The sequence below is a fragment of the uncultured Brevundimonas sp. genome (genome assembly GCF_947305955.1).
GTDB lineage: Bacteria > Pseudomonadota > Alphaproteobacteria > Caulobacterales > Caulobacteraceae > Brevundimonas.
In genome coordinates, this window is record NZ_CAMZFB010000003.1 from 1 (window position 1) to 12,165 (window position 12,165).

The 12,165-nt window shown below is 63.5% G+C and carries 10 protein-coding genes; 7 read left to right on the top strand and 3 right to left on the bottom strand.

Annotated elements, in window-relative coordinates:
• The 7 genes from Q0Y42_RS01280 to Q0Y42_RS01310 form a co-directional block, all read left to right on the top strand.
• Nucleotides 1-718 (top strand): LptF/LptG family permease (locus Q0Y42_RS01280; protein ID WP_297799306.1); only part of this gene is annotated, 718 nt, incomplete at its 5' end.
• A 54-nt stretch (nucleotides 719-772) separates the two neighbouring features.
• Nucleotides 773-3,235, top strand: coding sequence for an LPS assembly protein LptD (gene lptD / locus Q0Y42_RS01285; RefSeq protein WP_297799309.1), 2,463 nt, complete (start codon nucleotides 773-775; stop codon nucleotides 3,233-3,235).
• 95 nt (nucleotides 3,236-3,330) lie between these two features.
• Nucleotides 3,331-4,683, top strand: coding sequence for a peptidylprolyl isomerase (locus Q0Y42_RS01290; RefSeq protein ID WP_297799311.1), 1,353 nt, complete (start codon nucleotides 3,331-3,333; stop codon nucleotides 4,681-4,683).
• Complete coding sequence (gene pdxA / locus Q0Y42_RS01295) at nucleotides 4,680-5,717, top strand: 4-hydroxythreonine-4-phosphate dehydrogenase PdxA (RefSeq protein ID WP_297799313.1); 1,038 nt, start codon at nucleotides 4,680-4,682, stop codon at nucleotides 5,715-5,717. Before Q0Y42_RS01290 ends, pdxA begins: the two co-directional genes overlap by 4 nt.
• Nucleotides 5,718-5,727: 10 nt before the next feature.
• Nucleotides 5,728-6,537 (top strand): 16S rRNA (adenine(1518)-N(6)/adenine(1519)-N(6))-dimethyltransferase RsmA, encoded by an 810-nt coding sequence (gene rsmA / locus Q0Y42_RS01300; RefSeq protein ID WP_297799315.1) that lies wholly within the window; start codon nucleotides 5,728-5,730, stop codon nucleotides 6,535-6,537.
• The gene (locus Q0Y42_RS01305; RefSeq protein WP_297799317.1) at nucleotides 6,538-7,662 is read left to right on the top strand and encodes an aminotransferase class I/II-fold pyridoxal phosphate-dependent enzyme; all 1,125 of its coding nucleotides are present in this window, start codon (nucleotides 6,538-6,540) and stop codon (nucleotides 7,660-7,662) included. It begins immediately after the preceding gene.
• Nucleotides 7,663-7,730: 68 nt separating this feature from the next.
• Nucleotides 7,731-9,425: an MHYT domain-containing protein gene (locus tag Q0Y42_RS01310; RefSeq protein ID WP_297799319.1), complete on the top strand. Its 1,695-nt coding sequence runs from the start codon at nucleotides 7,731-7,733 to the stop codon at nucleotides 9,423-9,425.
• A gap of 6 nt (nucleotides 9,426-9,431) precedes the next feature.
• Here the strand turns inward: Q0Y42_RS01310 and gmk are convergent, their stop codons facing one another.
• The 3 genes from gmk to mltG form a co-directional block, all read right to left on the bottom strand.
• The gene (gmk, locus tag Q0Y42_RS01315; protein ID WP_297799321.1) at nucleotides 9,432-10,073 is read right to left on the bottom strand and encodes a guanylate kinase; all 642 of its coding nucleotides are present in this window, start codon (nucleotides 10,071-10,073) and stop codon (nucleotides 9,432-9,434) included.
• Nucleotides 10,074-10,178: 105 nt separating this feature from the next.
• Entirely contained in the window at nucleotides 10,179-11,060 is an 882-nt protein-coding gene (locus tag Q0Y42_RS01320; protein ID WP_297799323.1) for a YicC/YloC family endoribonuclease, read from the bottom strand.
• Entirely contained in the window at nucleotides 11,060-12,136 is a 1,077-nt protein-coding gene (mltG, locus tag Q0Y42_RS01325; protein ID WP_366107876.1) for an endolytic transglycosylase MltG, read from the bottom strand. The genes Q0Y42_RS01320 and mltG overlap by 1 nt, the downstream gene beginning before the upstream one ends.
• Between the last annotated feature and the right edge of the window lie 29 nt (nucleotides 12,137-12,165).

The following is a 12,165-nucleotide window of genomic DNA, read 5'->3' on the forward strand; positions in this document are numbered from 1 at the left end:
GCGCGGTAAGATGCAGTTGCCCGACGATGCTGGCGACTCGTGGTTCAGCAACTGGGTCGATCAGACGGTGAGCCGCCTGTCGAGCAACACTTGGGCCATCATTGCCATCGTCACTTTCCTGCTGTTCCTGGCAGGACTGGCAGCCTACTTGTTCATGGATAACGTGCTGATGCGCAAAATCGGCTTCTTTGGCGGCGCATTGATGATTGTGGCCACTATCCTGGCCAATCTAGCGGCATTTCACGTCTATCACAAGGCGACAAGTGGCAATGGTGCCATCATCATGCCCGAAACGGTCACGCTGAGCACTGCGCCTCGCGAGCCGCGTGACAAGGACGAAGAAGCCTTCCAGCAGTTCGAGCGTCCGCAGTCCCTGTCGGTCTGGGCCCTGCCCGCCCAAACCAGCCGGATCGAGAATGCGGGCTTTGCTTCGACCGCCTATCGCCTGCGCTTCCAACAGCTGTTGGCGACGCCGCTGATGTTTGCCGCCATGTCCATTCTGGCCGCCGCCTTCTCGCTGCGACTCATGCGACTAGGCGATATGGCGCGTATGGCCGTGTCGGCTGTGGTGCTGGGCTTTGCCTTCTTCTTTGTGAACCAGTTTTCCGCAGCGATGGGATCGGCAGAGGTCATTCCGCCGTTTATCGCCGCATGGTTGCCAGCGATTTTAACCGCACTCGCCGCACTTACCTTGCTGTTCTATACCGAAGACGGCTAATCCTCGGACACAGGTTCACCGCCCTGACGTCGCTACCCCGTATTGGAAAACCGTATGCGTGATCGCCATCAAGCCCCGACAGGAGCCTCGCGCCTGAAGTTGATGGCCGGTGTGGCACTGTGTGCTCTGCCTGTCATGGCGATGGCCCCTGCTGCCGAGGCCCAATCCCAAGCCAGCGCCCAACCGGCTGCACCTGCCGTCGTCGTGCGCGGTGAGGATGGCCTGACGCCTGACGCCCTCTATGTCGAGGCCGATGCCGCCGAACGTCAGGGCGACGTCGTCAGCGCCCAGTCACAGCCCAATGGCGAGCGCGTCTTTGCCCGTTTCCGCGACCACAGCCTGCGCGCCGAAGACATCCGCTATGATCTGAAAACCGGCATCGCCGCGGCCAATGGCCGTGTCGAGCTGATTTCGCCGGATGGTACGGTTCTGCATGCCTCGCAGCTGGAACTGGACGAGGACCTGAAGACCGGTATCGCGGTCAATCTGGCCACCCGCACGCCGGAGGGCGCGACCCTGATGGCGGCGACCGCCGTGCGTCGTTCCGAGAACGTTTCGGAACTGAACCGCGTCCTGTTCCTGCCGTGCCCTGTCTGCGAGAACGATCCGAACTATTCGCCGTCCCTCACCTTCCAAGCAGAAAAGGCCGTTCAGGACGAGAAACTGAACGCCATCCTGTACAAGAATGTGGTGGTGCGTCTGGCGGGCGTTCCGATCTTCTACAGCCCCTATTTCGCCCACCCGGACCCGACGGTCGAACGGGCATCGGGCTTCCTGATCCCGCGCATCGACTATGCCGAGGATCGCGGCCTGTCCGCCGAAATCCCCTATCTGCACGTCGTCTCGCCATCCGAAGACTGGCTGTTCAGCCCGCGTGTGGCGACCAATGTCGCCCCGCTGATGAATGTTCAGTGGCGCCGCCGCTTCCAGTCCGGGACGATTGTCGCGCGCGGTGGCTATACCTATGCCCGCAACTTCGGCGACTTCGATCTGGACGGCGATGGTCGCGCCGAATCGAACGTCCACTTCGGCGACCATGATCACCGCTCCTATATTCTGGCGCATGGCGAGTTTGACCTTCAGGGCCCGTGGCGCTGGGGATTCACCGCCGAGCGCGTCTCTGACAAGACCCTGTTCGACCGCTATGAGGTCCGCGATCCCTATCAGGACAACGGCCTTTACTACGGTGACCGTCGCCGCCTGATCTCGCAGATCTATGCCGAACGTCAGACCGAGCGGTCCTATCTGTCGGTCGCGGCCTTCAGCATGCAGAGTTTGCGCGTGTCGCGCTTCGACCCCGTCACGCCCGCGCTGAACGATTTCGAGGCTGACAACTCCCTGCCCATCGTCGGCCCCATCGTCGAGGCCCGCTGGGAACCGGAAAGCCCCGTTTTGGGCGGTCGCCTGCGTCTGCGCGGGACGGCTGTGGCCCTGACGCGTGATGCCTATGTCGGCTATCCGACGCTGCGTCCTGAAATCCTGCCGACGGGTTCGACTATTGGCCTGCCGGGTGTGGACAGCCGCCGTATCAGCGGCCACGTCGATTGGCGACGCGTCTTTATCACCACCAACGGCCTGCGCTGGGAGCCGTTCGTGGATGTCCGCGCCGACGTCTATTCGGTGGATGACCTGCCGCCCTTCCTCGGCGTCGATAACGAGATCATCACCCGCGCCCGTACCAGCGCCGGTGTGGATGTGTCCTATCCGCTGTACCGCCCGATGGGGAATGGGGGCAGCATCGTGCTGGAGCCGATGGCCCAGCTGTCGGTCTCCAACAATGTCGATCAGAATGTCCTGATCCCCATCGAGGACACCCAGACCGTCGAGCTGGACCACATCTCGCTGTTCCGTATGGACCGCTTCCCCGGTTACGACCTGTTGGAAGGCGGCGTGCGCTTCACCGCCGGTGGCCGCGCCACCTTCAACTGGGACGGCGTGCGCTCGGCCAGCGTGTTTGTGGGCCGCTCAATCCGTGCCGACCACGAAAACGCCTTCCTGACCCCGATTCCGGACGACAACTCGCGCCTGTACGACCCGTCGGGTCTGGCCCGCCGCACGTCGGACTGGGTGGTTCAAGGCACTTTTGATCCGTCGGACCGTATCCGTGGCTGGTTCCACGCCGTGCTGGACGACAGCGGGGCCATGCGCCGCGCCGAAGCCACCATCAGCGGTGACTGGGGCCGTCGCAACTCTGCGGCGCTCAGCTATATCGTTGACCGCTCCAACCCGCTGGCCGGCCCGAACAACCGTAACTACGAGTTCGTCCAGCTGGCCGCGCAGCAGTTCGTCTATCGCAACTGGGGCGTTGCCGCCCGCGGCATCGGCGACATGGAACGCGACGTCATCACCCGCTCGGAAGTGGGTATCCTTTATGACGACGACTGCTTCCGTCTCGAAGTCGGCTGGCGCCGGGATAACACCCGCGTTCGCCCGACCGGCCCCTCCGAAGGCATTTATATCCGCCTCAACCTCGCCACCTTTGGCGGTAACGGATATGATGACACTGAATTACGGTAATGATATCGCCTGACCGTAAGGCATGCGATAAACACCCCCGATGTCTGTAGCTTACGCTAGAGACAACCGACCGCTTAAGGGAATCAGGACTCACTATGGGTTTCAAGCGTTTCACCACGGGAACGGCAATTGCCGCCCTTCTGACGTCCGCCACCTTGGCACCGGCTGTCGCGCAAACCGCACCGGCCCAAACGCCACAGGCAGCAGGCACGCTTAATCCCGCCGCCGAGGACGCGCCGGTACGCGCGGCCCCTCAGACGCGTTTCCAGATGACCGAAGGCGTTGTCGCCACGGTGAACGACCGCATCATCACGGGCTGGGACCTGCGTCAGCGCATGCTGACCACCATCCTGATGTCGCAGGTTCAGCCGACGCCGGAAACCCTTCCGGCCCTGCAGCAGCAGGCTCTGAACGATCTGATCGACGAGCGTCTGCAAGCGCAGGAACTGGCCAAGTTCGAACAGCTCAAGATTTCCGATGAAGAAGTCGACCGCGAAATGGCCCAGCTGGCCCGCGAAATCGGCGTCTCCACCGAAGACTATCTGCGCATCCTGCAGGAAGCCGGCATCCAACTGGCCCCTTATCGTGAGAGCATCCGGACCCGTCTGGGCTGGAGCGATCTGACGGTGGGCCGCTTCCGCGATCGCGCCAAGGTCAGCCGCTCGCAAGTCGATCAGGCCATGCGCCAGATCACCGAATCGGCCACCAAGCCCCAGTATCTGATCGGCGAAATCTACCTCGACGCTACCCGCGTCGGCGGCATGCAGGAAGCCGTCAACGGTGCCCGCCAGCTGATCTCCCAGATGGTTCAGGGCGCGCCGTTCCAAGCCGTTGCCCGCCAGTTCTCCTCGGCCCCGACCGCTGCCCGTAACGGCGATGCCGGTTGGGTGGTCCAAGGCACCGTCCACCCTGCCCTGCAATCGGCGATGGATGTGCTGGAAGTCGGCCAGCTGTCGAACCCGATCGTCGTCGAGAACGGCGTCTACATCATCTACATGCGTGACAAGCGCGCCGGTGCCGCCACCAGCCACGTCTCGATGAAGCAGGTGATGATCGAACTGCCGGAAACCGCAACCGAGGCTCAGGTGACCGCGGCTGCGGCCCGTCTGAACGCCCTGCGTTCCGGCCTGACCTGCGACAACATTCTGGAACGTGCCCGCGCTGAACAAGGCGTGCTGGGCTCGGATCTGGGTGAAGCCGAGATCTCGAACCTGCTGCCGCAGTTCCAGCAAGTGGCCCGTTCGGCCACCGTCGGTTCGGTCAGCGATCCGGTGCGCTCGCCGCTGGGTCTGCACCTGCTCGCCGTCTGCGACCGCCGCGTCGGCGGTCCGGAAGTGCCGTCGCGCCAACAGATCGAAAACCGCATGCAGGGTCAGAACTTCGCCATGCTGGGCCGCCGCTATCTGCACGACCTGCGTGAAGACGCTCTGATCGAAATCAAACAATGATCGAGGGGCCGACCGGACCGCGCCCATTGGTCGTGACCATGGGCGACCCCGCTGGCGTCGGCCCTGAAATCATCGCCAAAGGCTGGGAAGCGCTGAAAACACAGCGCCAATCCGTCCTTGCGCCCGCCCCCCTGCCGTTCGCGGTTCTGGGGGATGCGGCCACCTTGGCCAAGCAAGGCATGCCAGTCGAGGCCGTCTATTCGGCCTCCGAGGCCTTTCAGGTTTTCAACCGGGCCATTCCGGTCATCGACCAGCCCGTGCCCCGCCCCGTCACGGCGGGCCAGCCCGATCCGGCCAATGCGCCGATGGTCGCCGACTGGATCGAGCGCGCCGTCGATATGATCCTGTCGGGCGAAGCTGCGGGCATGGTCACAGCCCCTATCGCCAAGGCCCCCATGTATGCCGCGGGCTTCCGCTTTCCCGGCCACACCGAATTTATTGCCGAACTGACCTCCGACATGCCCTTCATCGGCACGCGCGGTCCGGTGATGATGCTGACAGCGCAGGACCTGCGGGCCTGTCTGGTCACCATCCATGTGCCCATCGACCAACTGCCCGAACTGATCACCGCCGAGCGTGTGACCCGCATCGCCCGCGTAGTGCATGAGTCGATGAAGCGCGATTTCGGCATCGCCAAGCCGCGTCTGGCCATGGCGGGCCTGAACCCCCATGCGGGCGAAGGTGGCTCGATCGGCCTTCAGGAAACCACCATCCTGCGTCCCGCCGCCGAACAGCTGCGCGGGGAAGGCATCGACATCACCGATCCCCTGCCCGCCGATACCCTGTTCCACGAAGAGGCCCGCAAGCGTTACGACGCCCACATCTGCCTCTATCACGATCAAGCGCTTATCCCAGTGAAAACGCTGGACTTCTGGGGCGGCGTCAATGCCACGCTGGGCCTGCCTATCGTGCGGACCTCGCCCGATCACGGCACGGGGTTCGATATCGCAGGCAAGGGCGTCGCCCGCGCCGACAGCTTTATTGCGGCGGTAAAACTGGCTTCAGACATGGCGGCCAAGCGCGCAACGCGCTAACACCCCTGCTGTGACCGACCACCTGCCCTCCCTCCGCGAAACGCTCGACGCCCACGGCCTGTCGGCGAAGAAGAGCTTTGGCCAGCATTTCCTGCTGGACCTGAATGTTACCCGCAAGATCGTGCGCTATGCCGGCCCGTTCGAAGGCCGCAACGTCATCGAGGTCGGCCCCGGCCCCGGTGGCCTGACCCGCGCCCTGATCGAAAGCGATGCGGGCAAGGTCATTCTGGTCGAGAAAGACCCGCGCTTTATCCCGCTTCTGTCGGAACTGGACGACGGCTCTGGCCGCCTGACCATCCACGATGCTGACGCCCTCAAGGTCAAGGAAGCCGAACTGTCGGATGGCCCAACCCATCTGGTGTCGAACCTGCCGTACAATGTCGGCACGCCGCTGCTGATCAAATGGCTGACCGGCCCGTGGCTACCGCACGCCCTGACGCTGATGTTCCAAAAGGAAGTCGCCGAGCGCGTGGTGGCCCAGCCAGACGACGACGCCTATGGCCGCTTGGCCGTGATCTCCCAAGCCGTGTGCGAGGCGCGCATCGTCATGCACCTGCCCGCCGCCGCCTTTACGCCGCCGCCCAAGGTGGCCTCGGCTGTTGTGCATCTGGTGCCGCTGGCCGAGCGCCCAAGCCCTGAGCGCCTCAAGAAGCTCGAGCGTGTGACGGCGGCCGCCTTTGGCCAGCGTCGCAAGATGCTTCGTTCCTCCCTCAAACAACTCGGTGGTGCCGCCCTGTGCGAAGCCGCCGGAATTTCCCCCGAAGCCCGCGCCGAAACGATCGACGTTGCCGGCTTCCTGCGTTTGGCTGATGCCCTGTAAATGACCGTCCAGATCGATCCCTTCCGCGCCATCAACATCTCCCGCATCGCCCACGAGCTGAAGGCTCAGGGCCGTTCGGTGATCCACATGGAGTTCGGCCAACCGTCTACGGGCGCCCCGCCCAAGGCGATTGCCGAAGCTCACGCGCGACTGGATTCCGAGGCGGGCGGCTATTGGGAAGACCCCAAACTGCGCGAGCGCATCGCCAAGCTTTACGCCGACCGTTACGGCGTGACGGTCGATCCTTGGTGCATCATCCTGACAGCGGGGGCCTCGCCCGCGCTGGTGGTGGCGCTGTCGGTCATGTTCAATCCGGGTGACCGGATTGCGACCGCCCGTCCCGGCTATGTCGCCTATCGCAACACGCTGAAAGCGATGCACATGGAGTGCATCGAGATCGAGTGCGGCCCCGAGGCCAGCTATCAGATGACCGCTGCGGCGCTGGATGCCATCGAGCCCGCCCCGCAGGGCGTCATTCTGGCCAGCCCCGCCAACCCGACCGGCTCGCTGATCCCCGAGGCCGAGCTCAAGGCCATCGCCGAGGTCTGCGCCCGCAAGAATATCCAGATCATCTCGGACGAGATCTATCACGGCCTGATCTATGAAGGCCGCGCCCCGTCCATGCTGGAATACGCCCCGCAGGCTACGGTGGTGAACAGCTTCTCCAAATACTGGTCCATGCCGGGCTGGCGTTTGGGCTGGGTGATCCTGCCGTCCGAACAGGTCGAACAGGCCCGCGCCCGCATGGGCAACATGTTCCTAACGCCCGCGACGCTCAGCCAACGCGCCGCGCTGGTAGCGATGGACTGTGACGACGTGCTGGAAAGCTATGTCGGTGTGTACCGCGAGAACCGTCGTCTGATGCTGGAAGCCCTGCCTGAGCTCGGCTTGGCGACCATCGCCCCGCCGGACGGTGCCTTCTACATCTATGCCGATATCAGCCACCTCACGAATGATAGTATTCTGTTTTGTGAGGAACTTTTGCGCGCCACGGGCGTAGCAACAGCACCCGGCGTGGACTTTGACCCAATCAACGGCCACAAATTCATGCGCTTCAGCTTTGCTGTATCGACGGCCGAAGTCAAAGACGCGCTGGCGCGCATTAAACCATTCTTCAAGCCTTGATATATCAATAATATGCCAAAGCTTGAGTACTACCGCCCCCTTCGGTAGTCCCGCGAACGGAGGCACATTTGGGCCACAGTCACGATACCCTTTTCGTTTTGATGTCGTTTGGCATCGCGATACTGGCGTCGTGGACGGCTCTGGGCTTGCTGGAACGGGTTCGGTCCAGTCTGGAACTGCGCCGCATCATGTGGCTGCTGGCGACGGCCGTGGCCATGGGCGGCGGCATCTGGGCGATGCATTTCATCGCCATGCTGGGGTTCAAGCCGGGGCCGGAGGTTACCTATGACATCGGCCTGACGGCCCTGTCCTTCCTGCTTGCCGTTGTCGGTACCGCAGGGGCCTTCTGGATGGCCGCCAAGCCCAAGACACCCGTGATCCAGCTTCTGGGGTCCGGTGCGCTGATGGGCGTGGCGATTGCCGCCATGCACTATCTCGGCATGGCCGCCATCCGGTCCAGCGCCATCCTCAGCTATGACCGACTGTATATCGTTGCGTCTCTGGCCATCGCGCTTGTCGCATCGTTCAGCGCCATGGTTCTGGTGCGCGAGGAGTTGTCCAACCGGATGAAGGCGCTGGGCGCGCTGTTCCTCGCCATTGCCGTCTCGGCCATGCACTACACTGCCATGGCAGGTGTGTCGGTGACTCTCCCCGAAGGGGGCCTGCACGACCATCCGCAAGCCGAGGCGAGCGCTCTGGCACTGGCGATAGCGATTGCGGTCATCAGCGCGGGCTTGCTGATCCTGTCGGGTGTCATCGCCTTTCTGGACCGCCGTATCAAGCTGCTGTCGGTGCTGGATGCGGGCGACATCGGCTATTGGGAAGTCCGCCTGCCCAGCCGCCAGCTTTGGCTATCGCACCACGCCAAGAAGCTTCTGGTCCGCAACGTGGGCGGCGAGGTCCGCGACCATAGTCAGGACCTCGTGGACGCAGCCATCGCCATGGCCAAACTGGCCATCCGCAGAGGCACGAACAACAGCAAGGAAATGGAACTCCACATCGGCGAGCGATGGATCGCCGTGCGGGGGCGTATGCTTCATCAGCGTAATGGCCATCACATCAAGATGGCGGGCATCCTGATCGACATCACCGATGCCCACAGTGTTCGCACCGCTCTGGAGGTCAGTGACGCCCGTCAGAAGCTGCTGCTGAACGAGCTGAACCACCGCCTGAAGAACAACTTTGCCAGCATCCAGTCGATTGCCGCCCTGACCGCGCGCGGCAGTCCGGATCTGCCGACCTTTATCGAGACCTTCCAGTCTCGCATTCTGGCGCTATCGAACACCCAAACCCTGCTGACCAATACGGGCTGGGAAAGCGCCGATCTGGCCGAAATCTTCCAACAGGAACTGCACCCCTACACCCAACAGGCGGTGATCGAGGGGCCGTCGATCCTGCTGGATCCCAACCGTGCCCTGTCCATGGGTCTGATCGCCCACGAACTGACGACCAATGCGGCCAAGCACGGCGCTCTGAGCCGTGTTTCCGGCACGATCCGCGTGCGCTGGACCGTGCCTGACCGTCAGGGCCGCGTGCGTTTGGAGTGGATTGAATCGGGTGGTCCGACGGTCAAGCCGCCGTCGCGTCGTGGCTTTGGCTCGCGCCTGATCAAGAACAGTATCGAAGGCCCGCTGGCCGGTACGGCGGAATACAACTATCCGCCGTCCGGCCTGAACGTGATCTTCCAGTTCAGCACGATTGACGAGGCCAGGCCCAAGACCACGACCGCCTCGCGCATCAAGGTGATTACGCCGGTCGAATGACCGCGCTTAAACCACTTCGTTCAGAAGGGCCTGCTTATAGCTCTCGACCCACAGGTTGCGGGCGCGGCTGCTACGTTCCGCGTGATAGATGTGGGCCAGTTCGGCGTAGGAACGGTCAAAGTCCTGATTGACGAGGACATAGTCGAACTCGTCACAATGGACGATCTCGCCCTTGGCGTTGGCGACGCGGCGCTCGATGACCTCGTCGGAGTCCTGCGAACGGGTCACCAGACGGCGGCGCAGTTCCTCAAGGCTCGGCGGCAGGATGAAGACACGGACGGCATCGCCCGGGCATTTCTCGGCCACGTCGCGGGCCCCTTGCCAGTCGATGTCGAACAGAACATCGCGGCCCTCGGCCAGAGCGCGTTCGACCGGCGCGCGCGGGGTTCCGTACAGGTTCCCGTGAACATCGGCCCACTCGAGGAAGGCATCGGCGGCGATCAGTCGCTCAAACTCGTCGCGGGTCACGAAATTATAGTCGCGACCATCAACCTCGCCCGGACGGATGCCGCGGGTGGTCATGGAAACAGACAGTTCCAACCCCTTGTGGTCCGACATCAGGCGGCGGCACAGGCTGGTTTTGCCTGCGCCCGAAGGGCTGGCGACGATGAGGAGAACACCCCGACGAGGGGTACGCGCGTTCGTCATGACTGGCTTTCAACGACTCGATAGGAAGCGTGGGTGCATAAAACTGCCTGCCCCCCACCGCAAGGTTTCTGGCCGTTTTAGACCACTCTCCATTCGTCGTGTGACTTATTCGACGTTCTGGACCTGCTCGCGCAGCTGCTCGATCACGGCCTTCAGCTCAAGCCCGATGGCGGTCAGTTCGGTCGTAGCCGACTTGGAGCACAGGGTATTCGCCTCGCGCATGAACTCCTGCATCAGGAAGTCCAGCTTGCGGCCTGCGGGCGAAAGGCCCAGCAGCTGTCGCGCCGAGGCAATGTGTGCGGCCAGACGATCCAGCTCCTCGCGGACATCGGCCTTGGTCGCCAGTGCGGCAGCCTCAAGAAAGATGCGCTCCTCAAGGCCCTCGGCCTCGGGGGCCAGTTCGGTGATCCGGCGGGTGAAGCGTTCGCGGATGGCCTTGACCTGACCCTCAGCCTCGCCCTCGGCCTTGGCCACGAGGGTTTCGATCTGGTCCACAAAGCCGGAGACGACAGGGAACAGCTGATCGCCTTCCTGTTGGCGCGACGCCTTCAGGGCATCGAGCGCGACCGCAATGCTCTGCTCCATGGCGGCCTCGACGGCGGCGCGATCGTCGGCATTATCCCCCTCTTCGCTCGGCTCAATGACACCGCGCAGTGCCAGAATGCCGTCAGCAGAGGCAGGAGCCATGCCCTGAGCCATAAGGTCCTTGGCCAGCTCGGTATATCGACCAAGCAGATCGGCGTTGATCTTGATCGTGCCCTCGCCCGCGTCACGGCGGGCCTGTACGCCCAGCGACACCTGCCCACGCTGAAAGCGGGCTTGAGCGGCCGCCTTGGCCGCACGTTCCAGCGTCTCGAAGCCGTTCGGGCCGCGATAGCGTACCTCAAGGCTGCGGCCATTGACCGAGCGGGCCTCGACCGTCCAGCTCCAGCCGTTGAGCGCGCCGTCCGCACGTCCAAAGCCGGTCATTCCAGAAATGGCAGCCATCAGCGCGTCTCCTCCGGCACGCGAATGACCTGCGCGCCTGCGGGGATTTGATCCGGCGTCAGGACGCGCGGCGCATCCGCAGCCGTCGCTTGGGTCGGCTCCAGCTCTTCCAGCGGCTGTCCAGAGGCCACTGCGGCACGGCGACGTTCGACCTCGCGCCAGCGGGCCACGTTCAGCAGGTGCTCCTGATAGGTGGAGGCAAAGACGTGGCCGCCCGTGCCATCGGCCACAAAGAACAGATAGTTGGACTTGGGCGGATTCAGCACCGCGCGGATCGACGCCTCGCCCGGATTGGCAATCGGCGTCGGCGGCAGGCCGTTGATTACATAGGTGTTCCACGGCGTAGCAGCGCGGATTTCCGACACCTTCAGGCCACGGCCCAGCGGGCGGCCCTTGGTGATGCCGTAAATGATGGTCGGATCACTCTCCAGACGCATGCCAAGGCGCAGACGGTTCGAGAACACGGCTGCCACCTGCGGGCGCTCGGACGCGACGCCGGTTTCTTTTTCAACGATGGAGGCCAGCACCAAGGCTTCATGCGGGGTACGCACCACCGTCGACGGGCTGCGCTCGGCCCACAGCACTTCCATCTTCTGCTTGGCCATGCGCTGCATGCGGGCGATCACGGCCTGACGGGTTTCGCCGCGCGTGACCTCATAGGTCTCGGGCCACAGGGAGCCTTCCTCGGGCACCTCGGTGATCTCGCCCACCAGCACCGGTTGGCGCATCAGGATTTCGACGGCTTGAGCCGAGGATCGGCCTTCCGGCAGGGTCACGAAATGGCGCACGCCTTTGCCATTCGCCAGCATGTGCACAATCTTGGACAGGGAGGCACCGGACGGCACCTCATATTCGCCTGCCCTCACCTTGCGGTCGGCCCCGCTCAGGCTCATGGCGGCCTTAAACAGGTCGGTCGAGCGGATCACGCCCTCGCGTTTCAGCGTGGCGGCGATGGCCGGTACACCCGTCCCGTTCTGGACAGTAACGATGGTATATTCGCCGTTCTGAGCCTTGGGACCGGGGCCCCAGTAAACCGCCCAGAAGGCGATCAGGGCGGCAATCAGGAACAGTCCCAATGTGCCGCCAGCGGTCAAAAGACCAATAC

Coding starts and splice junctions, on each gene's coding strand:
- Q0Y42_RS01290 (WP_297799311.1), top strand. CDS start 3,331: ATGGGTTTCAAGCGTTTCACCACGGGAACGGCAATTGCCGCCCTTCTG.
- lptD (WP_297799309.1), top strand. CDS start 773: ATGCGTGATCGCCATCAAGCCCCGACAGGAGCCTCGCGCCTGAAGTTG.
- pdxA (WP_297799313.1), top strand. CDS start 4,680: ATGATCGAGGGGCCGACCGGACCGCGCCCATTGGTCGTGACCATGGGC.
- gmk (WP_297799321.1), bottom strand. CDS start 10,073: ATGACGAACGCGCGTACCCCTCGTCGGGGTGTTCTCCTCATCGTCGCC.
- Q0Y42_RS01305 (WP_297799317.1), top strand. CDS start 6,538: ATGACCGTCCAGATCGATCCCTTCCGCGCCATCAACATCTCCCGCATC.
- Q0Y42_RS01320 (WP_297799323.1), bottom strand. CDS start 11,060: ATGGCTGCCATTTCTGGAATGACCGGCTTTGGACGTGCGGACGGCGCG.